Genomic DNA, 22,585 nt, shown 5'->3' on the forward strand with positions numbered 1-22,585 from the left:
ACATCCCGTTGGAAGGTAGTTAAATCTTCTACAAAGTGAATTTTGCCACCACTGTAGTAGCTTGAAAGCTCGACCAGTACACGCTCTGTAATATGCGCAAGTGGTAAGTAGCTCATTGTGCGATCGTTTTGGTTAATACCCAATTGATCGAGCGAGCGACGCGCTGCCCAACAAGCCGTATTGTAACTGTGCACCACCCCTTTAGGCTGACCAGTACTGCCAGACGTATAAATGATTGTCATCAAATCATCCATATCAGGTACAGGCGAGTCTGTTATGGGCGCGATATCCATAAACGCTTTCCACTGCTGCTTAGTAGCAATGTTTGGATAAGGAAAGGCAACCGTTAAATATTCTGAAGGAATAGAAGCAACTTGTTCCGCAGTATTATCTAGTTTTCCAACGAACAGTAGCTGTACGTCAGCATGTTTCAATACATACTGGACCGTGTCTGGACCGGCTGTTGAGAAAATAGGTACCGACACGTGACCTGCCATCATAATGCCCAGATCAGCGATAAACCACTCAGCACAGTTTTTTGAAAAGATACCTATACGGCTGCCTTGCGGGAAATCGAATTCACGTAAACGTGCTGCCACTTTTCTGGCTTGTTCGGCGACTTGCTTCCATGTGTAGTCGTGGTATTCACCGTTAATAGGCTGCGTAAGAAATACGTCGTTCCCACGGCTCTGTTCCCAGTGGTACAACATACTTAATGGCGATGTTATTACTTCCGTGGTATTTGCGTTTGCTGTCATGTCTAGCGGCATAAGTCACTCATATGTTGTTATAATGTAGCTCATTTTTACAATGATTTCACAGACTTCTAATAAGCCCTATTTTTTATTGAAAAACAAGCTTTTTAAACAAGCGTTTACATTCTATGCGACGAATAACAAGGCTTTAGAGGCTAAATTTAGTTTTCTTATAGATTTGGCTTTTGAATCTTTATGGTCTTATCTGTTAGAAAAACGCGGTAAATATCGACGTTTTACCACGCTTTAAATAACAGCGGTGCAACTTCCTCGGCGGTACAAGGCTTGGCGTAGAAATAGCCTTGGTGGAAATAACACGCTTTTCCAATCAATTCTTCTGCTTGCGCTTTTGTTTCAACGCCTTCCGCAACACAACTCATATTCAAGTTATTCGCTAACGTAATGGTTGTTGTTACCAGCGCTTCGTTTGCATTACCCGGCGCCATTTCGTTAACGAAGCTCTTGTCGATTTTTAATACCGACAACGGATAACGCTTTAAATAGCTTAAAGACGAGTAACCTGTACCAAAATCGTCAAGGGCTAATACAAAACCTTCTTTCACAAACCGATTAATCTGTCTTAACGCATTGTCACTGTCATCCATCAATACGCCTTCGGTAATCTCGAATCGAAACGCTTCTTTGGGTAGATTGAACTCATCAAGCAGGGTTAGCACACCGGTTAAGTCGAATTCGGTTTTGAAGTGAAGTGCAGATAGGTTAATAGAAACAAACCCCGTGAAGCCTTGGCTGTACCAGGACGACAAGTCCTCTGCCGCTCTTCGCATTGCCTGTCGTGTAACTTCTATTATGTACTTCAATTCTTCAAGTACCGGAATGAACTGATCGGGGAAAAGAGGCTCGTTATCCAGCTTTCCTCGCAGCAGTAACTCAACCCCAATAGTGGTATTAGTTCTGGCATCTATAATTGGCTGGTAGTGATTGAAGAAGCAGTCGTCTGAATAGGCACGTTTTACTTTATTTTCAAGCTGTAAACGCGTTTTGGCACGTTCATTCATGTCTGTCGTAAAGTAGGTAAAGCCGCTTAATGCGTCCTTCTTCGCCGTATACATAGCCACATCAGCCTGCTTGATAAGCTCAGCAGGCTCAGAGGCGTCTTCGGGATAAAACGCCACACCAATACTGCACGAAACACGAAGCACTTCCTCTGCTAACGATATAGGCGTTTCTACTGATTCAATGATTTGTGCCACGAATGAGCTCAAGTCGTCATTGGCATTAACTTCCTCAATAACAATAACGAATTCATCGCCGCCTAATCGCGCAACGGTGCCCGACTCAGCCACAAGGTTTCGCATTCGGTTGGCTACAATGCGCAGCAGTTTGTCACCGTAGTCATGCCCAAGTGAGTCGTTAATACCTTTAAATCTATCCAAGTCAACAAACATCACCGCCACACGATGCTCATGATGACGGGCAAGCCCAATAGCATGCTCCAGTCTGTCTAGCAGCAATGTTCTGTTGACCAAGCCTGTTAAGCCATCGTAGGTCGCGATTTTCAGAAGTTTGCGCTCAGCATTTTTTTGTTCTGTGATGTCGGAAATAACAATCAGGTAATGCTCTGCAGTGTTACTTTCGCCACTTACCGCTGTTATATCAATAAGCACGTCGTAGCGCTTGCCATCAGCACCATCGATCACGGCCTCGTCTTTCCAAAAATCCCCTCCCTGCATTTCCGGTAATTTGCCAGACAGGTGTCTATTCAACGTTGGGTAACGCAAATAAAGTCGTGCCAACTGCTTGGGTAACGGTTCTTTATTATTAAAACCGAACACGTGCTCAAAAGCTGGGTTCGCGGCAACTAAACGCTTTTCTTTATCAAAAATTAAAACCCAGTCTCGAGTTTGTCTAAAAGCGTCACTGAATAGCGTTACCTGCTGCTGAGCTTTTTGTAGTCTAAACAGTTGGCGTTGACGGGAGAGTAAATATGCTACGAATAAACTCACGATGAGCGCTGCGTAAATAGTATATGCAAGCGGTGAACGCAGAGGCGCATGTGGCATATAAAGCGTAATTTCAGCCGGTAGCACATTATAGTCGAAACTACCTGGCGTGGGGGCAACAGAAAAAACGTAGTCACCCGGTTCTATGTTGGTAAAGGTTATTTTTGCATCGTCAGTCACGCCTTCTGTAACGACGCGATCACCGTTCAACAGCTTGTAGTAGTACTTTACTTTTCCTATGCCTGACATCGCTAATGACGAAAAATGGATTGTTAACCCATAATCTTCGTAATCGAGATCGAAATGATGTCCACTTAGGTTTTTAAGCGGCTGATTAAGCACCCTATTATCTACGGCAACTTCCGTTATAGCAGTTTGCTTACTCAGCAAACTTCTTCCAACTTCCAAGCTTTCCAATTGCGATGCAGAGAAAACCACAGCGCCGCTCGTCGAACCGTAAGCCAGTCGACCGTCCTTAAGCTTAAGCGAAGCCCCCTGGTTAAACTCAGAAACACTTAGCTCTCGTCCGTAGATAAAGTTCTTGATTTGGCCGGTAGACGGATCGTAATTGTGTAACCCTTTGTGCGAACTAAACCAGATATTGCCTGCTTCGTCTTTTTGCAGCCCGTAAACAATGTTTGATAATAAAATATTCGATTCATTTAGGTTGTACAACGGCTCAAACGTGTCTGCGTCTATACCAACCAACCCTACGCCACTGTATGCAAGCCACAGCACACCCATATCGTCGATAACCCACGACGATATAGAGCGATCTCGGCCACGCTGTAGCTCTGAGAATCGATAGACCAATTCATGTTGAAACGTCTCTGGGTCGATTAACCACAAACCACCTTCGGTAGCAAAAAATAATCGATCATTGTGGTAATGAGACTGCCCCAAAAAACCCAATGAAAAATTTATGTCAAAAACACGAGGATCCAGCTCTAAAGAGGAAATTTCTTTTTCGTCCACGTCATACTTTACAAAACCTTCGTTGCCAATAAAGTACAAATCCCCTTTATCTGAAAGCATCATTCCCGTGCCATACGCATCAAATATGGTGTCATCGCCACCTTTTAATACCTCTGGCCGGTTAGCCTCCCCTGTTTCCATATCAAACAACCGTATTCCGTTGTACGTATTGAGAAACAATTCGCCACTTTGCGTTGGAACAATTTTGTCTACGGCTCCTTCACCGATAATCGCTCTTTCACTTTTTGAATACAGATACTTCTCAGACTTTTTTGTCGAGAAATCATAGTGATTAAGCCCATTTTCTGTACCTATCCAAATTTTATTAGGCTCAGTCTCGGCAAACGACCACACCACATGGCTAGTCAAAACGCTAGCCTCACCTGCTCGTTCATTCTGGATGGCAAAAATATCCGCACTTTTCACACCGAAATACAGCGCGCCAGCATAGACTGAACTTAACCAGAGGTTGTCAGATTCATCTTTGGCAATGGCGATAATTTTTTTGTTTGAAATTTCGGTGAAACCGTTATGCGGCTCTAAGATATGTTCGTATTCCCAATCACCTGCTTTTTTGTTCAGCTGATATAACCCTTTATTAGTGCCCATCCAAAAAGCGTCGTCTTTGTACTGAACCAACGTCCACACGTTTCTGTCGGATACAACTTGTGTAAAGACATGTTCTTTTTCGCCTTGTACCTGCTTAAGAAAGTCTTGTTTCTGAGCAACAAATACGCCCAAAACCGTTGAAATCCACACCCTGTCCTTATCGTCTAAAAGTAGAAACTTTGCATTGGCGTTATCGAGGTTTTCGGGAATATCACCCAGGTAATCAAGTCTACGTAAAGGCTGTTCTAAATTGTTGATATTTTTGACGTACACCCCCGATGTAGTGGCTACCAGTAAGGTGTCTTCAACGGTGATTGCCGCCCGGATGCTTTGGCTGTTACCCAACAGCGGCTCAGGGAGCTTTGCTATTCGCTCAAGAGTTTTAGTTTGCGTGTTAAATTTATGCACTTCTTCTGTCAGTGCAATGATAAGGTGCGTGTCATCTTGCCAATGAAAGGTTTCCGCATGTTGCACAAAACCTTCAAAGTCGTGGTAGTACGTTGGCTCTAATTGCACCACATCCTGAGTGGCTAAATCGAGATAATAAACTCCTCTGCCGTACACGCTAAACCACAACGCTTCAGTACCTTGAAGAGCAAGTCGATAAATGGATGAGTCGATAAGAGAATTGTCTGGACCTGCTACTCGTTTAGTTCTTACTCCATCCCAACGAACCAAACCACCTTCTGTGGCTATCCACACAAAGCCATCTTCGTTTATAACAATGTCGTTGACGATATCTTGCGGAAGGCCATTTTTGGTCGATAAAGACTGAAAGACGGGATTAGACAGTCGCGGTGAGGCCACCGCTTGTAGGCTTACAACTAAAACCAGCAGTAAAAGATAGTTGAAATATCTCATCAAAAATGGGTCGCACGTTTTAAATTTTTATTATAAACCCAAGTGTAACAGAATGTTTTAAACTTGGGCAGCTTCTAAAATGAGGTTTTTAAAAACGTGAAGGACACATCTATCGCATTGATAAATAAAAATTAATTTTTCTAAAGCGTACAATATAAACAAAAGCAAAAGGCGCGTCCGACTAAATACACTTAGGGCTATTTCGATATTTTTATTTTACTCTTGCTGTACAGGAATGCGACCAACTGGAACAACCTGTCTGCGAATGCTTGGCTGTGGCGCTAGCCTGTACAAATCACCGTTCTGCCCTACATAGGTCTTTTTAATACCGCACGCTTTAGCAATATTTGCATGTGCTTGAAGGTGTTGATGCTCGCCGTGAACCGGAATAGCAATGGTAGGTTTTACCCAATGATACATGAGCTTTAATTCTTCTTCACAGGGGTGACCGCTGGCATGAATTGGCAGCGTGCTATCTTCACTGTGAATAACCGTTACTCCCTTTGCCTGCAGCGCTTTACTTAGTCGGCCTACACTTTCTTCATTTCCAGGAATAACTATCGAAGAAAATAGCACAGTATCCCCTTTGTCTAAACTAAGGTGAGGGTGAGTGTCTTTTGCAAAACGCGCCAGCGCGGTATTTTTCTCGCCCTGGCTGCCTGTCGCTACGGCTAAAACTTCATGGGGGGGAAGATAACCTAAATGTTGGGGATCGGTCACAGGTAAATCGTCTGGCCAAATGCCCTGTTGCTTGGCAATGCCGTACATGTTCATTAACGAACGACCGTACAGCGCCATGTAGCGCTTAGTTTTCTTCGCGACTTTAGCCAGCGAAATTAGCCTTGCTATATTGCTACCAAAGCAACCTACCACCGCTCTCCCCTTTAACGGCGCGATAGTGCTTAATAGGCCGTCGTAACAATTTCTCTCTGAAATTGAAAAGCCCAGTTTTGTTGCATTGGTAGAGTCGCCAACCATGGCAAGAATATTCTCACTGCCTAGTCGCTTGTAAAGGCTAACGTCAAAAGGTAAACCTGTTATGGGGTTGGCATCAATTTTCCAGTCTGCTGTATGCAATACTGTGCCTACTGGTGTATTGATTTTTAGTGCGAAGGGTTCTGGAAGCGAATGAGTAATGGCTAGCCAGTTAACGCTAAAAGGCCCGATTTGCTTGGTATCGCCTGCATCGACTTCAATAATGGCAATACGGTTAGCCAATTTGCTCCTTGCAAGCTTTCGCCTTAACACTTCGGCGGTAAAAGACGTAGTATAAATTGGCTTTTGGAAACGTTCCCAAAGGTAAGGAATTGCGCCTACATGATCTTCATGGGCGTGGGTAATGACAATGCCAGCTAGTGCTTCTTTTTGTTTAGCAATAAATGAAGGGTTCGGAGCCACAACGCGATGCGTAGTGGCTTTGAACGTATTCTGGTTAGACGCTTGGCTGACGCCTTTGTAGGCAGGTACGAGAGGCTCATCAAAAGAAACCCCACAGTCAACCATTAACCATTGACCATCGTGACCATACAAATTGAGGTTCATCCCAATTTCGCCCGTTCCGCCTAACGGAAGAAACCACAAATCATCAGCAGATGGGTGCAACAAAACGGTTATTACCTTCTCTCAGAGCATTGAATATTAGTTTGACGTTTAAATCTATGAGCGCAGAGCCATCATTCGTGTAATTCAGCATTAAGTTGGTCTATCACTTCGGCCCACGCAGCGTCTTCAACAATGGCATCTTTCAAAAATGCAGACTGACTTTCATTCCAATAAGGCGCTTCATGAAGATGTTGGCTCTTGTTCAGCCCTCGATGTGTTTCAAAAAATTCAGCAATTTCTTCGTCTGAACTTCCTAAACCTAGTTGGCTGAATAGACTATTCATTGTGGGTTGCTCAGTAAACATAACGCCTCCTTGGGTTATCAATTAAGGGCACAATAATCGCCAGATACGTTGTACCCAACTAACTTTATTATGCCCCATTTGCTTACTGGATAATTACCCTTTGTCTTCCCCTTGAGATCACATCTTAAAGGTAGTCAGCGAACTCTTCTGGCGTAATCACCTCTCCTTCTTCAGCAGGTACAGGACATACAATGACCATTAATTCATCTTGCGTCATGCCCGGCACCCACTTAGTCAAAAACTCTTCGGTGCTTAATTCCATCGCTTCACAGTGTGCCCAGTCTTCGGTTGCCCACAAGAGTGCTAATTCAGCATCAGGCCAAACCGGAACACCATCTTCTTCATCAGTAGTTAGCATTACGCAGCCGTGCTCATCTTTAAGAATGAAGAGTTTCTCTTCCGCTTTAATTGTTGCAAGGCTTGCTTCTAGTCGTTGAAATGCGTTTTTTTCCAATAAAGGATGTAATTGTGACATAAGTTTCTCTCTTTAATTCTGCGATTCACATGCCTTTAAATTAGGCACCGTGAGTAAATTTATTGGCAGCGGTTAACACGCTTTAGACACGCTTTCTATTATCTCTGCTAGACCCACTCGTCTGACTTGCTTCATGCTGTGCACATACACCTTAAACGATACGTTTTCTAACGTTTCAATTCTGGTCACTTTCACACTACCGGGTAACTGACTCTCAACGTTGGTCGGTAATACGGCAATACCACCTTCGCTCTGTAAATTGTTGAGCGCAAGATTCAACGAATTGGTTCTTAACTTTGCATCGCGAAGTTGAGGGTAAGCAGTAAGCAACCAGTCTCTTGCCTTAGTTCCCCAATCAATAGCCACAAAATCTGCTGCATCAATAGTCTCAGACGCTTGTCCAATTCTATATAGCGCCAAATCCTGCTCTAGCAATACATCACTGTTTACTTCTTCAGATTTCAACGGTTCAGTGGAGAATGATAAGTCCGTCACCCTTTCGTGCAATTGTCGCGAAAGGGTATCTAACGTAAGAACTTCAGCCTTTACTGACCAATCGGGAAACGAGTTGTGTAGGTGGCTGAGCATCTGAGGCAATAACAGCTCGCTCGCCAGCTGTGTTGCGCCGCAAACAACATATTCAGAGGATTGAATTTGGAGCTCTTGTTTTGCTTCGTTTAGCGTTGCGCATAATTGCCTAGCGTAAGGCAGAAGTTTCTCACCAGATTGAGTGAGCTGTATACTGTTGCGTTGCCTAATAAAAAGCGTGGTATGAAAATACTCTTCAAGTAGCTTTATGCGCGCACTGACTGCAGATTGAGTAAGGTAAAGGTTTTCAGCCGCTTTACCAAAGTGACGAGTTTTTGCCACCTCTATAAAGGTGGTGAGAAAGCGTATATCCATGCTTATTGTACAACCGAATCAAAGTGGGTCTAAATTGACACAGATAATACGGCAAGTAAACACAAAAGCACAGAAGCGCACCGCTATAAACGGTACGCTTTATTAAAATTTCACCAACTCGCTGAATTAATACTCTTCTTGGTGCAGGCGACGCTGTTTGTCACGGCGTTGCAGGTCACGCTTCTGCTTTTCCTTTACAGTACTTTGACGTTTGGAATTTGGCTTTTTAGCGTGAAAATCTTCCTCTTCTACCGAGTCCCATTCATCACGCTGGTAACGATAGTCTTTACTCATTGACTTCTCTGGGTTGTTAACACACCTCAATTATTATCTTAAGCGACAAAATAGAAAACGAATTTTAATCATCGTAGCGACAAGAATTTTTGATTATTCCCATCAGTGATTTTCATAGACTTTTAACGTCCAACTCATTTACGCTCGTGTAATAGCGACGCCCGTTGCAGGGCCAATAAGTAAAAAACTACATTTTACTTTAATTTCAAGAGCTTAGGTATATCACGCTTGAGGTTATACCCTCGCACTTTCTGTATACTTTTCAAACGTAATCTAAAATTTAGTGTTAGATTTTATACCGTTAAAAATTTTTTATTGATAAGAGAAAAATCTTTTGTTTTATCTTCGTTTTTAATTATCTTAAAAGTGCGCTGAACAAAACATTACGTTGGGTACAACATGAAAAGTTTAGCTATTCGACAATCTGCAAAACCTTATATTGACCGTCAGAAGTTTCCATACGGTTTTCGTAAATCAGGTGACTTCAGTATTACTGAAGCCGATCTTCTAACCCACTACGGCAAAACACTGCTAGGACTTGAAAGTGGCGAATTGTCGCCTGAAAGTGATGATGAGAGACATTTCGTCGAATTCGTTACAGGTAAAGTAGAAGCTAGCAATAACCTAGAAAAAGCCTGGGCGAAATACGTCAGATTAGCAAGGGGTAAAAAGCACTTCTACACCCTTCACAGCAGTGCGAGTAACCAATCAGACTATGATGAAGATTACTCTGATGAAGAATTCGATGTAGCATAATGCTACAGCATTACTAAAAAGCTCGCTCCGGCGAGCTTTTTTGTTATTGAACAAATGATCTCAATCAACTTCAGACAAGAACAAAATGAAGAAACATTAAGGACTGTCTACACTTAGTAGTAATACAGAGTGATGTGCAGTGAATTGTGCATTTCATTCTGAAAAACGAGCCCATGCAAAGGAGGCGCAACGATGATCATTAGTTCAAAACAGCTTACTCACTTTTCTATACATGCCCTTGATGACAAAGTGGGCGGCATCCGCGATATCCTTTTCGATGACGAAACCTTCACTGTTCGCTACTTGGTCGCAGATACCAATACTTGGCTACCGCTTAGCCGTAAAGTGGTGATATCACCTATATCTGTCAAACAGTTAGATGAAGATAGTGAGTCTGTTCATATCAATATGACAGTTGATACATTAAAAAACAGCCCCTCTATTGACGAACATAAGCCTGTGTCACGTGAATACGAAGAAAATCTCTTCAAATATTTTGGTTACGGATACTATTGGATTGGACCAGGAGCTTGGGGGGAGTTCGCACATCCAAATGAACTGGTCGAATTACAGCGCGCTGAAGAGTCTGAAACTGAAAACCCGAAAAAGAGCACCAACCACCTAAGAGCAGTGGGCGAAGTTGGTGGATATGAAGTTGCTACAACCACTGATAACGTGGGCCACATCAGTAACTTTGTCATTGACACCGAGAGCTGGAAGATAGTCATGCTAGTGGTAGATACCAACAACTGGCTTCCGGGTGGCAAACATCTCGCACTTCTACCTAGCGATATTGAAAGTATCGACTGGGCGGCGCACAGCGTAGTAGTCAATTTAAGTCACGACGAATTGGTTGATAGACCTGAAGTGGAAAGTGAAAAAATATCTGAAGAAGGCTATGTGCCTATGCTTTGCGAGCAATTGAATAAAAACGGAAATTAATAACCGAAGAATGTCACTGTTGGCGATTTTTAGTTAGGAACTTTACAATGTCCGTTGTTGAAGGCGGACATTGTAGCTTAGGATACAAAAAGAAGATTACTCGCAGAAAAATTCGTACATCAAAGCAATCAAACGCTTGACGCGCTCGTCTGCTAAGCGGTAGTAAATAGTTTGACCTTCCCTTCTTGTGGCCACCATCTTTGATTCTCGCAATAAAGCAAGATGCTGAGAAATCACTGGCTGCGAGACGCTAACAACTTCGAGAAGTTCGGTTACCGATTTTTCCTCTTTCAGCAACGAACAAAGCACCATAAGGCGTGTTTTATTCGCGAATTGCTTTAGGAAGATTTCGGCTTCCGCAGCGTGTTCCATTATATCATCTGAACCTATTACCATATCCTCGGACATAAGCACTCTCTATCTGTAAAGTATTTCGGCACCAATTTAGCCATTTACTATACTAAAGTATAAGACATTTTGCCGACCTGCCAATTTATGCGACGAATCCCTGTATTTTACATTGTTTTATTACGCTGACATCAATATATTAGATTTTACTTATTTTAACCAAGTTTAGGCAAAAAGGAAAAGTATGCTTATAGATATGAAGACTCGAATAGAAAACATAGACGATAACTTACGCACTGTATCTGCAAAGCAAGCGGCTAGTGAGTGCCGAAACAATAGCGGTATACTGATTGATGTACGAGAGAGTGCCGAAGTTGCCAATCAGCCCGTACCTTCTGCGCTTCACATACCACGCGGCGTGCTCGAAATGAAGGCACTGGAACAGTTTAAAGATGCTTCAGCGCCACTTTATATTCACTGTGCATCGGGCATTCGAGCAAAACTAGCAGCAGAGCAACTTATAAAAATGGGCTATGAGAACGTTTCGGTTGTGACATGCCCTGTACCCACGATAAACCAAGCAAACCGAAAATGACTTCTTAACCACGTGTATGCTATAAGTAGCGTTAATTAAGAGTTTTAAGGCCCTGTATGCTGAAATCTACGTTAGAACAATGGCGAATGTTCAAAGCCGTCGTCGATGCAGGCGGCTTTAATCAAGCTGCTGCTGAAGTTCACAAAAGTCAATCGAGCGTTCACCACGCGGTTCAAAAGCTTGAAAACGCCATTGGTGTGTCGTTGTTTGAGAATATTGGACGTAAAGTCCAGCTTTCTCCGCAAGGCGAACTTATGTATCGCCGTGCCTCTTTTTTGCTGAGCGAAGCGCACAAGCTCGAGGCCGTTGCCAATAGCCTTCAATCTGGCACAGAAACAACTTTACGCATAGCGGTGGATATTATTTTTCCGTCTGAATTGCTTTATAACGTGCTAGCGAAAGTTTCTGCTGAGTTTCCGCTGCTTCGTATCGAGATAGAAGAAACTGTGCTCAGTGGCGCAAATTCACTTTTGAGCAATGGTAAAGTTGATTTAGGCATCTCTCCTTTCGTGTTTCCTAATGGCTTTAGCGAAGACTTGTGCGAAATTGAGTTTGCAGCTGTCGCTCACGCCGACCATCCATTACACCAATTAGATAGAACGCTCACACTGGAAGACTTAAAAGCGCATCGTCAAATTGTGGTAAGGGATTCATCTGCGGAGCGTAAAGCTGATGTGGGCTGGTTAGGTGCAGAGCAACGCTGGACCGTAAGCCACGTTAGAACGTCATTAGATATTATTGCTCAGGGGTTGGGTTTTGCGTGGCTGCCTATAGCAATCATTAAAGATGAGCTTGAAGACGGTACACTCGTTCCCCTTCCCCTGGATAATAATGCAGCATTGCGTAAGGCGCTCCTTTATCTGTCTTTTGAAGACGGCGATACGTTGGGACCAGCTGCCCGTGCTTTTATTGGTGAGCTACGATATCAAACAATGAACCTTCCATCGTCAGATTTTATGCTCGATTCGTGTACTGAGTAGTTTGACCATCAGTTTAGAGCGACTGCAAGGCGTTCAAATCCAAGTATAAACCCAAATAGCGATAATGAAACACCAACTAACGCCACAGCACCATCGTCTGTGGCCATGCCTATTGCCATAATAAAAACAGCAAAAGCGGGAATAAGGCCCATAAAGGGAATAAGCTCCAGAGGAATCATTACAAGTCCGCAACCTGCACAACATAATGCGATGAGTGATCTGAACACAGGCTGGCGCATGAAAAAACACCGAGGAACTAAAAAGCGGTCTACGCGTACTGCATACGGTTTAACCTTTTCGACAATGTAGCGAAGCTGATCGGCGTCACAGTTTAGTTGCATCACTTTTTGCGGTAACCAAGGATGCCTACGACCGAGTAAAATTTGCAACGCGATGAGTAAAATTGTCCCACCCGCTAAAGATGGGATCCCAGGGATGGCCCCAATCGGTGTGCAAGCGATAAAAGATGGCAGCGCCAACATTGGTCCAAAGCCTCTTTTCTCCATCACATCCCAAAATTCAGCAAACTCGAACGTATCTTGTCTTGCTCGCGGCTGCATTTTCCCCAACAACTCGTACAAGGTCATTGATCTTACAGCTGTTTTTCCCCACATCTTCAATTCCTTTGATATCACATTACCAGCGAACGTCGCGCTAATCAGACGGGCTCCTCGCCTAATTAATATACATTTCTTGCACCTACTCGATTTACCATAGTGAGATTGCAAGTAACCTTAGACAGGCAAATCGTGCGAAAAATATGCCATCGATTGCATGTGACGGTGTGTTGAAGACAGGAATACTTTTTGCAAATGCCCCTGATAAGTAAAGTAAAATCACCTAATAAAACAAAGACAGATATAGACATTCTGTACTTTAGTGCGATGTGCACCGCTGATCGCAAAGACTTGATAAATTAGAAGAAGGTAGCGCAACCGACTATCTCTGGCATCAAGGCAAGTGTTCAAGATTTCCGGGTTGCTTGAAGCGTTTAGATATTTTCCGATGCGCTTACGCTTTATCAATTTAAACCAGCGTATAAATAAACTTTAAATATGCGCTTTAGCATTCAGTTGTTAATAGCGTATGATAAAACTATAACATTGATTCTATTCCATATTTTTTCTGAATAGGAAACGAAAGAAGAGAGGGACATCCACGTGCTTACCGTACTTTTAGTTGATGACGACGCCGAGTTCACAGAAGTAGCTTGTACTATCATCGAATTTCTTGGCCACGAAGTACTTACCGCTGCCACACTCAAAGAAGCCCGCGATTGGTTAGAGAAAGAAACCTTTGACCATGTACTGCTTGATTTCATGCTACCCGATGGAAGCGGCGCGCACTTGTTCAATGAGTTAGATGCACTTCCTAAGCGCCCTCGCGTTACTTTGATAACGGGTCACCCTTCTGTGAAAAGCGTTATAAAGGGTCTGTGTGGCCCCACGGTCGACTATCTCGTTAAGCCAATTCAACGGGAGGAAATAGAGGCTGTATTAAGTCAAAAGCCAAAAGAAAAAGCACCTGCGCAAGAAAAAATAGAGAAACATTTTGACCTACTGATTGGTGAATCGCCAATTATGAAAGAGCTCTACAAGCTGATTTCTAGAGTGAGTAAAACCAGCGCTAACGTAATGCTGCTTGGTGAAAGCGGTGTAGGTAAAGAAGTGGTGGCTGCCGCAATTCATCGTGCTTCAGAAAGTGAAGGTCCCTATATTGCAACCAACTGTGGTGCATTCTCAAAAGAACTAATAGGTAGCGAACTTTTCGGTCACGAAAAAGGAGCATTTACCGGCGCTGTAGGACGTAAAGAAGGTGTTTTCGAACAAGCTGAGGGCGGCACGCTCTTTTTGGACGAAATCACAGAAATGCCCATTGATATGCAGCCCAACTTACTCCGCGTTTTAGAAAACAAGGTTGTTATTCGTGTGGGCGGAACGAAGACCATCCCGGTGAGCTGCCGCGTTGTATCTGCCACGAACCGAACAATGGAAGAGATTGCGCAAAGCAAAGTACTGCGCGAAGACATCTACTTCAGACTTGCGGTGTTCCCAATCACCATTCCTCCGCTACGCGAAAGAAAGGAAGATATTCCATTACTAGCAAAAACCTTTATTGCTGAATTCAATAAAGATAATGGCTCGCAATTTAAGTGGGAAGATAGTCAACTCGATACGTTACAAGCTTATGACTGGCCCGGTAACGTGCGTGAGCTAAGACACTTTGTGCATCGCGCTGCCATTATGAGCGACCCTGAAAAGAGTGAGATTGAATTACCAAAAACCATTGAGTCGCCTTTCGCTCAAAAACAGAGCACGACACCGGCACTTCAAGCCGGTAGAACCATTGAAGACGTGGAAAAAGAGCTAATTTATGCCACGTTGGAAAAAGTGAATGGCAATAAGACCACCGCAGCAGAAATGCTGGGAATTAGTACAAAAACGCTTTACAACCGTCTTCATGCATATGGTGACTTAAGTAAAGACGACTAAGTAAGAGGTATTCGGCATGACTAGCGAAGAACTTTCTCGACTAAATGTTTATGTGCATGATGCACGCAAACCATTAAACAGAATATCAATGCAAGCTGAGCTAGTAAAAATGGCATTAAACGGTGACGTTCCACCTGAAAAGGCATTGGTTGCGTTGGATAAAATAATAAGCAGTGCTAAAGACTGCAGCCATACTCTTGCTGAAATGACATCAGAGTTAAGTGGCAATGTTTCGGATTAAGTAAATGATTACTAAAGTATTGTTTTCACTATACAGTTGGATAATTTTAGTTGTTCTGGTCATTATTGTAATAACTGCTAATTCATTTTACGTAGTCAGTACATTGAATGACCTATCTGCTCTTGAAGCGCGGCTGTTCACTACGAACCGTGTTATCAATGCAGTTAACCGCCTTCACGTTGCTGTACTTCGTGTGGAGTCTGGTCAGCGCGGCTATATGTTAACTGGCGATGAAGAATATCTTACCGACTACACCGAAACGTTAAGCGTAATCGGCGAATTAATGGATGAGGTAGAAGTAAGCTCCTTCTCTTCAGATATTAACGACCAGTCCATCCGCATCGAAGAACTTTTGTCTTTAACCAAAGCTAAAATCAATGAAGTCATTGAAATAGTTGAGCTGTATAAAGAAGGAAAAGAGCAACAAGCTGTCATTTTAGTGAATAGCGATAAGGGTATAAAACTCTACAAACAGTTTGAAACCTTATTTAGAGAAATCGACGGTTCAGAACGAGATATGCAAGGCACGCATTTAGCCAACTTAATGAGCCTAAGAAGGGACTCTGTTAATACGCTGATCATTTCCTCTGCAACAACTCTGCTACTGATTATTACGGTATTTTTATTGCTCAAAATAAATTCCCGTGAGCATGAGAAGTATCAAGCTGACTTAGAGTCTGTTAACGAAGATCTAGAATCTCGGATAGCAGATAGAACGCAAGAGTTAAGTGTTTATTCAGACGAATTAGCACGAAGTAATAGAGAGTTGGAAGATTTTGCCTTTGTGGCGTCACACGATCTTCAAGAACCATTAAGAAAAATTCGGGCATTTGGTAACCGCTTAGAATCGGGTTACAACGATGTGATAGACGAACGAGGCAAAGATTACCTTGCGCGCATGCTCAATGCAGCAGAGCGGATGTCCATGCTTATTTCAGATCTTCTCGCCTTTTCTCGCGTTTCCACACGAGGTAAAGAGTTTGACGACGTTAATCTAGGCACCGTAGTGGATAGCATCATGGGCGATTTGGAAATCGCTATCGATGAAAAGTCTGCGCAAATAAATGTTAGCGATTTGCCGACTATTCGCGGTGACAAATCGCAATTAGAGCAGCTGTTTTTAAACTTAGTGTCTAACGCACTGAAATTTCAGAGCGAGGGAGTGAGACCTGAAGTAACGATATCTGCAAGAGACGCGACGGAAGAAGAAACGAAAGACATTCTGCTTGCTGAAGAATACGACTGGACAAAAATAACCGTATCAGACAACGGTATAGGGTTCGAGCAATCGTTTGCTGAAAAAATATTTGCCCCTTTCCAACGCCTTCACGGTAGAAGTGAATACAAAGGTACGGGTATTGGGCTTGCCGTTTGTCGTCGTATTGTAGAACGGCACAACGGTCAAATAACCGCAGTTAGTTCTCCCGGAAAAGGGGCAACGTTCTCGATAATAATACCCAAAAATAGTGAACCGTTTGGTTCTAACAACAATAATGGAGAAACACACAATGACGCGTAAACAAACTCAGCCTATCAATATTCTTATGGCGGACGATGACGAAGACGACCGCTTACTTACGGTTGACGCGCTCAATGAAAGCCGCGTTCTAAACAATCTGTTTTGTGTTGAAGATGGCGTTGAATTATTAGAGTTTCTTCGTCATGAAGGTAAATATACAGATCCTGCTTCGGCACCGCGACCTAGTCTTATTTTACTAGATTTAAACATGCCAAGAAAAGACGGTAGAGAGGCGCTGCAAGAACTGAAAAACGACCCCAAGCTTCGCAGTATCCCAGTGGTAATTCTCACAACCTCTAAAGAGGAGGAAGATATGCTACGCGGTTATGATCTAGGTTGCGCATCTTACATTACAAAACCAGTGAACTTTGAAGGATTGGTTGAACTAATGCGCGCGCTCGGACGTTACTGGATAGAGTTCGTAGAATTACCACACGAGTAAATGAGGTACTAGATGTCAGAGGTAATAAAAATTTTATTGGTAGAGGATGATGAAGATGATTACTTCTTAACCTCTGACTATCTAGCACAGTGCGAGTCACCTACGTTTGAGTTGACGTGGGTGACGAATAGCTTAGACGCAGTGGAAGCATTAAAGACACAAAGTTTCGACCTGTGTTTGTTAGATTACTTACTGGGTGCAGAGAACGCGATTGATGTATTGGGTGTTTTAAAATCTAACCAGTTCAATTTACCCGTGGTGATACTTACCGGACAATCGGATGCTACGGTGGATGAAATGGTCATGCGAGCAGGTGCCGCAGACTATTTGCAAAAATCGGAAATTGAATCACCGCGGTTTATGCGCACGATTAGATACGCCATGGTTCGTCGTGACATCGAGAACGAGCGAATTGAGCGGAACAAAGTAGAGCAAAAGAACAAGGCCAAAGATAAGTTCCTTGCGCATTTAGGGCATGAGCTGCGCACCCCCCTCACCTCTATCCTTGGCTACACCGAACTGCTTATAGACGATGCGAGAAACAGCCCTTTTCAACAAGAGCTATCTATTATCCACTCTAACGGCAAGCACCTGTTAAGCCTACTCAATGATTTGCTAGACATGTCGCGGATAATGGCAGAGAAACTTGAACTCAACATTAAGGAAGTGAACTTAAGCGCGTTTTTGACGGACATCCACTCATTAATGCGTTTGAATGCCAAAGACAAAGGACTAAGCCTTAACGTTGTTTCCAAAACAAAAATACCAGAGTTTATACACACAGATCCTACCCGCCTGCGTCAGGTATTGTTGAACCTTATTTCGAATGCCGTGAAATTTACCGACAAGGGCAGTATCACGCTTACCATCTTTCTCGACGAGCCGTCTGAAAACGATTCGAGTCAAACACTGCTGCGATTTTCTGTAGATGATACAGGTATCGGCATGCCGCCTGATAAGCTCATCAATATTTTTCAGCCTTTCGAACAAATAGAAGATGTAATGCGCGCCAATCATGGCGGAGCAGGACTTGGACTTGCCATTTGCAAAGAGCTTGTCACTAAACTGGGCGGCGACATTGATGTTAAGTCTCGTTTAGGAGAAGGCAGCACATTTACATTTGATATAAACCCTGGCGATGTTTCTGAACAGCCTCGTATAGATCTTGAATTAGGCCAAATTCAACCTGTCGAGTCTAGTAGCATCAATTTAAACGTGACTGGACGCGTATTAATTGTTGATGACTTGCGAGAAATTCGACGTCTAACCGGCCACCTTGTGAGTCAATCTCAAGCTGACATTAGCTACGCTGAAAATGGCGTAAAAGCACTGGAAGCCGTGTTGCAGGCGGATGAACACAACCAGCCCTTCGACCTCGTTTTAATGGATATTCATATGCCAGTGATGAATGGCATAGAAGCCCTACATGCGATTAGACGACATGGGCAGGATATCCCAGTGATAGCCGTCACAGCAGCAAGCCGCAAAGGCTTAAGAGAATCGTTAATTCGCGAAGGGTTTAACGACGTAATTGGAAAACCGATTGACCGGTTTGCACTGGCTAACTTGCTTTCGCAATACCTCCCGCCAGGTAATCACGTAACATTTACCAACGTGGAGGCACAAGTTGCAGACATGCCAATAGACAAGCCGCACGCTCCAGAGGACGAAACCGCTTATCGAGGACTTGCAGATAATGGGCAAGCAGAGCAGAAAATCCAGTCTACTGATTCAAAAGGTAATTCAGATCAGCCTGCCAATAAGCATATACTTGTGATTGAAGACGATGAGGATGCGGCGGAGCTACTACAATTGTTTCTTTCCCACTTAGGTCATACGGTCACTACTCAGTACAGCGGTGCTGAAGCATTACAGGCTGCAGAAAATCAACGTTTCGATCACATTCTTATGGATCTTACCCTTCCCGATTATAACGGTTACGACTTAGCGAGTGAGCTCAAGAAAAAGCTACCAGATGCCATCCTTACTATTGTAAGCGGCCACGAAGCGGACTCCGAAACGATGACAACTATAGGGATCAACAGTGCACTGCTCAAACCTGTCACTAAAGACGATTTAGCCTCGGTAGTGGGCTGAAAAGTTAATTATTTCGCTGCCAACCTGTACCGAATGTCGGAGGTTGAGCAGCGCATCATCAAGAGCAAGAAAATATTACAGACGTAAGACACAACAGTGTGTGAGACTTGCACATAAGCACCTCACGCAACAATAGTAAAATAAAAATAAATCATATAAAACAGTAAGATAATAATTTGGTATATCAGTTGCAGCTACCTATATGAACCTAAAATATTAAGGAGAGTATTATGGCTACACAAGCTTCAGTTAAATCGCAAACAGCTAAACATAACGATACAAACAGCGTGGCTGAGCCGAGTCACCCAGTAACGGATCAACTGAAAGATTCTCTTCATGCGTCAGTAGACAAGTTAGCAGACAGTGCAGGCATTGCGGAGGAAAACATTCGTCGCACTGCTACATCGTCTGCAGAGAACATGTCAGCGAGAAAGCGTCTGGCGCAGCAGAAATGGCAGGCGTCAAACGTACGTAAATATGCCATTGAAAACCCAGTAGCGACAGCGGGTATCGCATTCGCAGCAGGAATGTTAGTGACGTCACTTTTACGTAAGAAGTAATACGATGACTGTACCAGATTTTCGAAGAGCAAATTTCAATTTGTGCACAGAAAATCCTTTTCGCCTGACGCCGCCCGCGGCGCAGGCGAATCCTAATGTTACGAGCAACGGTGACAATGCTAACGCTGCATCAGCAACCTCTGAACACTCTGCACAATACAAGTCAACACAACAGAACAAGTCAACGCAACAGAATTACCCCGACCCATCGTTTTCGGATATCTTCTCGGCATTCTCTGAAGCATTTACCCAGCGAAAAGCGCAGGGTTTAGCGTTTTTAGAGCTCACTAACAGTGAATTGATGCTCATTAAAAAGAGTTTCTTTGTTACAGTCTTTGCATGCTTAGCGGCATTTGCGGTGGGCACTGTATGTTGGCTCATTTTAAACATCGCTATTGGCGCTATACTTCATAGTGTGGGCGTTAGCTATGTGGTAGTTCCACTCCTGTTGTTGGTGTTTAACAGTGTTGCGGCCTTTTGTTTATTTAAACTTGCACAAAATTCATTTAATTACTTGAGCTTTAGCAGACTCATTCAAACGTGGCGACGGGTTTTCGGATAGTGAACACACTTACCATTGCGTAATAAATCACGGCCAATAATGAGGAAAAGAGATGAACATTTTTTTAAAATCGAATATGAAAGATATAGCACAGAAAGAGCATGCTTATTTTTCGCAAAAACATCATGCAGATGTTGCACTTACACAAGCAAAGAGGCAATGTAAACTGATGATGGGAAAGCCTGAAACATTGCTTGGCATCGCAACCCTTGGCGCATACAAGGGTGCGGTAGATGCAAAACCCAAAGCAAAACGCAATCAAGCCCTAATGGCAATAAGTAGGACTGCGCTATTGTCGTTATTTCAATGATCACAGTATTAAGGAATATGTGAGATGAACAACAAAAAAGATATGAAGAAAAGTCGTTTGACGCTTGCCTGTGTTGGTGTGGCGTTTAGCCTTGCAATAGTAGGTTGTTCATCGACCCCTGTAGCAGCCCCTACCCCTTATAAGTCAGCGAGTTCCAAAGCTGCCTATGGCTATTCGAGCGAAAAAATTTCTGAGAACGAATACAAGGTTCTTTTTAAGGCAACAGACAAAACTCCTGCTGATAAAGTACAGCAATATGCCCTTTACAGAGCAGCGGAAATTGCTCAGAACCAAGGCTTTACCTATTTAGCTATTGTTAAAACCAACGTGGATAAAAAGCCAGTTGTTGCGCGAGAAGTTATGGCGAACAAGGAAGAGCCCGTGGCATTTCAAACAGACAGGCAGTGCACTATGTCAGGCTGCGATGAAGTGGCACAGCCTATGGCCGTCCCAAGCTCAAGCGACGTTGTGAAAACTCAAATTAACGACATCTACTTTACTATTGATGTAATGATGGCGAATGATAAAACGCGTCTAGGTAAAAATGCTTTTACTGTCTTAGAGGTACTATCAGAGCCTCTGGAGCCAAAAAATGGCAACTAGCTGAGCGTTTTGCCGCTCACTAATGCTCTGAAACATCAGTTTTAATAGAAATGCTTTTCAGGCCCTAGTTGCAGTTATTGAAAAGCATCGCTCAAACACATAAGCAAAACCGTAATATGGTTCAAAGCCAACAACCTGTGCAATAGTCTTTATTACTTTTCTGTTGTGGCTAGCAGTCCACAGGCTAACTGCATTCTTCACTTTTCTACAAACTTGGCCAGTGTCATATTCGTTTCCTCTTGAAAGAGTCGATGACACTGCTGCTATAACAGCCCTTTTCTCTAATTTATAGCTGTTATCCATTCTCCTGAAGTGCTTCCTGGATTTTTAATGGCCCGTTAATCTTCTATTAATGTTGTACAAAAGTCTCCGTCATCATAGCTAGCTATCATTAAACCCATGAACTGCAGAGCAGATTTATAAACCTCTAGCAACAACGTTGTAGCGGTACTGCTCTAGGCAATTAAATCAGGTAATAGCACATATTTATTTTGCAAATGACTAAGGAGTCAGGCGATGAGAAAGCTAAGCACGTTAATGACAAAAACTACCCTTGTAGCAGCTACAGTAATGTTGGTGACTGGTTGCAGTGCAGTGGCAAAACCGCAGATGGAGCATACAGCTAGTTCGAATGTTCCGGCGTTAAAAGCTAAAGCACTCGACAACGCATTACTTTATTCCGACGAATGTATTACTGAGCGAGAAGTGGTAACGGCACAAAAGATGTGGGGCGACGGCATAGTGCGAATTGGTGCAGTATTTAGCAATGATGGTGATTACTCTGGCGAAGCCGCAGATTTCATCCAAGCTATGTATGGTTACGATTTAAGCAGCGTACTGTTTAAACCAACGCTTGCAGCTAACGACCAGTTCCGTTCAAGCTTCGATGCTGCGCTTTCATACTTTGTTGGCGGTAATGACGCTTACGAAGAGGACAAAGGCTTTGCAATAAAGCCATACACAAATGTGAAATTCGATAATGTGGGTATTATCAACAACAGCTGTCGCATGGCCGTGGCGATGGGCAACTACTTCTTTACTGATACAAAAGGTGGCGAAACGAAGGTGGAATACACGTTTGCCTATGTCAAAGATAGTGACGGCGACCTGCGTATTGTTGCTCACCAATCTTCGTTACCTTACAACCCAAACGGTAACTAGATAGGCCATTGCCCCTCCATTCTTAGGAAGTGTGAGGGGCGAAACACTCTCCCTTTGCAGGCAAGGCGTCCCTTCCCTTTCGCTTTGCCTCTTTTTTATTTTCAACGTGCGTATTCCGATTTACTTGAACACTCATTCCGGTTTTATTTGAACACCTCAGATCAACGCATCGTTGGCTAGTCGATTTTTACCTTAAGTGTTCAAGTGGCGTCAACGGTCGCCAGTGTTTTTCGC

Annotated in this window: 23 protein-coding genes; 14 read left to right on the plus strand and 9 right to left on the minus strand. The window is 43.3% G+C overall.

Annotated features, from left to right (window positions below; translation table 11 throughout):
• The 7 genes from MHM87_RS18990 to MHM87_RS19020 all read right to left on the minus strand — a co-directional run.
• On the minus strand, positions 1-770 hold a 770-nt coding region (locus MHM87_RS18990), incomplete at its 3' end, for an AMP-binding protein (protein WP_343213334.1).
• Positions 771-991: 221 nt separating this feature from the next.
• Complete coding sequence (locus MHM87_RS18995) at positions 992-5,164, minus strand: EAL domain-containing protein (protein WP_239260715.1); 4,173 nt, start codon at positions 5,162-5,164, stop codon at positions 992-994.
• Positions 5,165-5,380: 216 nt separating this feature from the next.
• On the minus strand, positions 5,381-6,769 hold the full coding sequence (locus MHM87_RS19000) for a ribonuclease J (RefSeq protein ID WP_239260699.1): 1,389 nt from the start codon (positions 6,767-6,769) through the stop codon (positions 5,381-5,383).
• Between the two features lie 68 nt (positions 6,770-6,837).
• Positions 6,838-7,071 carry a DUF2789 domain-containing protein gene (locus MHM87_RS19005; RefSeq protein ID WP_014949810.1) on the minus strand — a complete coding sequence of 78 codons (234 nt, stop codon included), beginning with the start codon at positions 7,069-7,071 and terminating at the stop codon, positions 6,838-6,840.
• Between the two features lie 124 nt (positions 7,072-7,195).
• The gene (locus tag MHM87_RS19010) at positions 7,196-7,546 is read right to left on the minus strand and encodes a DUF2750 domain-containing protein (RefSeq protein WP_014949811.1); all 351 of its coding nucleotides are present in this window, start codon (positions 7,544-7,546) and stop codon (positions 7,196-7,198) included.
• A 72-nt stretch (positions 7,547-7,618) separates the two neighbouring features.
• Entirely contained in the window at positions 7,619-8,449 is an 831-nt protein-coding gene (locus tag MHM87_RS19015) for a LysR family transcriptional regulator (RefSeq protein ID WP_014979575.1), read from the minus strand.
• 126 nt (positions 8,450-8,575) lie between these two features.
• The gene (locus MHM87_RS19020) at positions 8,576-8,743 is read right to left on the minus strand and encodes a hypothetical protein (protein WP_014949813.1); all 168 of its coding nucleotides are present in this window, start codon (positions 8,741-8,743) and stop codon (positions 8,576-8,578) included.
• Between the two features lie 399 nt (positions 8,744-9,142).
• Between MHM87_RS19020 and MHM87_RS19025 the strand changes: the two genes are divergently transcribed.
• Both MHM87_RS19025 and MHM87_RS19030 read left to right on the plus strand, forming a co-directional pair.
• Positions 9,143-9,499, plus strand: a complete 357-nt coding sequence (locus MHM87_RS19025; protein ID WP_014949814.1) for a DUF413 domain-containing protein — start codon at positions 9,143-9,145, stop codon at positions 9,497-9,499.
• A gap of 192 nt (positions 9,500-9,691) precedes the next feature.
• Positions 9,692-10,441 carry a PRC-barrel domain-containing protein gene (locus MHM87_RS19030; protein WP_239260701.1) on the plus strand — a complete coding sequence of 250 codons (750 nt, stop codon included), beginning with the start codon at positions 9,692-9,694 and terminating at the stop codon, positions 10,439-10,441.
• 96 nt (positions 10,442-10,537) lie between these two features.
• Here MHM87_RS19030 and MHM87_RS19035 read toward each other — a convergent pair whose 3' ends face one another.
• The gene (locus tag MHM87_RS19035) at positions 10,538-10,849 is read right to left on the minus strand and encodes a metalloregulator ArsR/SmtB family transcription factor (protein WP_014949816.1); all 312 of its coding nucleotides are present in this window, start codon (positions 10,847-10,849) and stop codon (positions 10,538-10,540) included.
• 184 nt (positions 10,850-11,033) lie between these two features.
• On the opposite strand from MHM87_RS19035, the gene MHM87_RS19040 reads away from it, so the two are divergent.
• A complete protein-coding gene (locus tag MHM87_RS19040; protein WP_239260703.1) occupies positions 11,034-11,384 on the plus strand; it encodes a rhodanese-like domain-containing protein in 351 nt (116 codons plus the stop codon).
• Between the two features lie 56 nt (positions 11,385-11,440).
• Entirely contained in the window at positions 11,441-12,364 is a 924-nt protein-coding gene (locus MHM87_RS19045; RefSeq protein WP_014976801.1) for a LysR family transcriptional regulator, read from the plus strand.
• 8 nt (positions 12,365-12,372) lie between these two features.
• On the opposite strand, the gene MHM87_RS19050 is transcribed toward MHM87_RS19045, so the two are convergent.
• Positions 12,373-12,978, minus strand: a complete 606-nt coding sequence (locus MHM87_RS19050) for an exopolysaccharide biosynthesis protein (protein ID WP_239260705.1) — start codon at positions 12,976-12,978, stop codon at positions 12,373-12,375.
• Between the two features lie 546 nt (positions 12,979-13,524).
• Between MHM87_RS19050 and MHM87_RS19055 the strand changes: the two genes are divergently transcribed.
• The 10 genes from MHM87_RS19055 (at position 13,525) to MHM87_RS19100 (ending at position 22,351) form a co-directional block, all read left to right on the plus strand.
• Entirely contained in the window at positions 13,525-14,856 is a 1,332-nt protein-coding gene (locus MHM87_RS19055) for a sigma-54 dependent transcriptional regulator (RefSeq protein WP_014949820.1), read from the plus strand.
• Positions 14,857-14,872: 16 nt separating this feature from the next.
• Complete coding sequence (locus MHM87_RS19060) at positions 14,873-15,097, plus strand: hypothetical protein (RefSeq protein ID WP_049587624.1); 225 nt, start codon at positions 14,873-14,875, stop codon at positions 15,095-15,097.
• Positions 15,098-15,101: 4 nt separating this feature from the next.
• Complete coding sequence (locus MHM87_RS19065; protein ID WP_239260707.1) at positions 15,102-16,616, plus strand: sensor histidine kinase; 1,515 nt, start codon at positions 15,102-15,104, stop codon at positions 16,614-16,616.
• Positions 16,606-17,058: a response regulator gene (locus MHM87_RS19070; RefSeq protein WP_049587620.1), complete on the plus strand. Its 453-nt coding sequence runs from the start codon at positions 16,606-16,608 to the stop codon at positions 17,056-17,058. Before MHM87_RS19065 ends, MHM87_RS19070 begins: the two co-directional genes overlap by 11 nt.
• Positions 17,059-17,070: 12 nt before the next feature.
• Entirely contained in the window at positions 17,071-19,155 is a 2,085-nt protein-coding gene (locus tag MHM87_RS19075; protein ID WP_239260709.1) for a response regulator, read from the plus strand.
• Positions 19,156-19,385: 230 nt separating this feature from the next.
• Positions 19,386-19,715 carry a hypothetical protein gene (locus tag MHM87_RS19080; protein WP_049587618.1) on the plus strand — a complete coding sequence of 110 codons (330 nt, stop codon included), beginning with the start codon at positions 19,386-19,388 and terminating at the stop codon, positions 19,713-19,715.
• Positions 19,716-19,719: 4 nt separating this feature from the next.
• Complete coding sequence (locus MHM87_RS19085) at positions 19,720-20,277, plus strand: hypothetical protein (RefSeq protein ID WP_239219470.1); 558 nt, start codon at positions 19,720-19,722, stop codon at positions 20,275-20,277.
• A gap of 52 nt (positions 20,278-20,329) precedes the next feature.
• Positions 20,330-20,587 carry a hypothetical protein gene (locus MHM87_RS19090; RefSeq protein ID WP_014949827.1) on the plus strand — a complete coding sequence of 86 codons (258 nt, stop codon included), beginning with the start codon at positions 20,330-20,332 and terminating at the stop codon, positions 20,585-20,587.
• 24 nt (positions 20,588-20,611) lie between these two features.
• Positions 20,612-21,190, plus strand: a complete 579-nt coding sequence (locus MHM87_RS19095) for a hypothetical protein (RefSeq protein ID WP_239260711.1) — start codon at positions 20,612-20,614, stop codon at positions 21,188-21,190.
• A 516-nt stretch (positions 21,191-21,706) separates the two neighbouring features.
• Positions 21,707-22,351: a phosphoribosyl-AMP cyclohydrolase gene (locus MHM87_RS19100; protein ID WP_239260713.1), complete on the plus strand. Its 645-nt coding sequence runs from the start codon at positions 21,707-21,709 to the stop codon at positions 22,349-22,351.
• Positions 22,352-22,585 lie beyond the last annotated feature (234 nt).

The sequence above is a fragment of the Alteromonas sp. Cnat3-28 genome, from assembly GCF_022348265.1.
Classification (GTDB): Bacteria; Pseudomonadota; Gammaproteobacteria; order Enterobacterales; family Alteromonadaceae; genus Alteromonas; species Alteromonas macleodii.

Bases quoted from the DNA above. Each gene is read 5' to 3' on its own strand.
- MHM87_RS18995 (WP_239260715.1), bottom strand. From the start codon at position 5,164: ATGAGATATTTCAACTATCTTTTACTGCTGGTTTTAGTTGTAAGCCTA.
- MHM87_RS19005 (WP_014949810.1), bottom strand. From the start codon at position 7,071: ATGTTTACTGAGCAACCCACAATGAATAGTCTATTCAGCCAACTAGGT.
- MHM87_RS19010 (WP_014949811.1), bottom strand. From the start codon at position 7,546: ATGTCACAATTACATCCTTTATTGGAAAAAAACGCATTTCAACGACTA.
- MHM87_RS19015 (WP_014979575.1), bottom strand. From the start codon at position 8,449: ATGGATATACGCTTTCTCACCACCTTTATAGAGGTGGCAAAAACTCGT.
- MHM87_RS19020 (WP_014949813.1), bottom strand. From the start codon at position 8,743: ATGAGTAAAGACTATCGTTACCAGCGTGATGAATGGGACTCGGTAGAA.
- MHM87_RS19025 (WP_014949814.1), top strand. From the start codon at position 9,143: ATGAAAAGTTTAGCTATTCGACAATCTGCAAAACCTTATATTGACCGT.
- MHM87_RS19030 (WP_239260701.1), top strand. From the start codon at position 9,692: ATGATCATTAGTTCAAAACAGCTTACTCACTTTTCTATACATGCCCTT.
- MHM87_RS19035 (WP_014949816.1), bottom strand. From the start codon at position 10,849: ATGTCCGAGGATATGGTAATAGGTTCAGATGATATAATGGAACACGCT.
- MHM87_RS19040 (WP_239260703.1), top strand. From the start codon at position 11,034: ATGCTTATAGATATGAAGACTCGAATAGAAAACATAGACGATAACTTA.
- MHM87_RS19045 (WP_014976801.1), top strand. From the start codon at position 11,441: ATGCTGAAATCTACGTTAGAACAATGGCGAATGTTCAAAGCCGTCGTC.
- MHM87_RS19050 (WP_239260705.1), bottom strand. From the start codon at position 12,978: ATGTGGGGAAAAACAGCTGTAAGATCAATGACCTTGTACGAGTTGTTG.
- MHM87_RS19060 (WP_049587624.1), top strand. From the start codon at position 14,873: ATGACTAGCGAAGAACTTTCTCGACTAAATGTTTATGTGCATGATGCA.
- MHM87_RS19065 (WP_239260707.1), top strand. From the start codon at position 15,102: ATGATTACTAAAGTATTGTTTTCACTATACAGTTGGATAATTTTAGTT.
- MHM87_RS19070 (WP_049587620.1), top strand. From the start codon at position 16,606: ATGACGCGTAAACAAACTCAGCCTATCAATATTCTTATGGCGGACGAT.
- MHM87_RS19075 (WP_239260709.1), top strand. From the start codon at position 17,071: ATGTCAGAGGTAATAAAAATTTTATTGGTAGAGGATGATGAAGATGAT.
- MHM87_RS19080 (WP_049587618.1), top strand. From the start codon at position 19,386: ATGGCTACACAAGCTTCAGTTAAATCGCAAACAGCTAAACATAACGAT.
- MHM87_RS19085 (WP_239219470.1), top strand. From the start codon at position 19,720: ATGACTGTACCAGATTTTCGAAGAGCAAATTTCAATTTGTGCACAGAA.
- MHM87_RS19090 (WP_014949827.1), top strand. From the start codon at position 20,330: ATGAACATTTTTTTAAAATCGAATATGAAAGATATAGCACAGAAAGAG.
- MHM87_RS19095 (WP_239260711.1), top strand. From the start codon at position 20,612: ATGAACAACAAAAAAGATATGAAGAAAAGTCGTTTGACGCTTGCCTGT.
- MHM87_RS19100 (WP_239260713.1), top strand. From the start codon at position 21,707: ATGAGAAAGCTAAGCACGTTAATGACAAAAACTACCCTTGTAGCAGCT.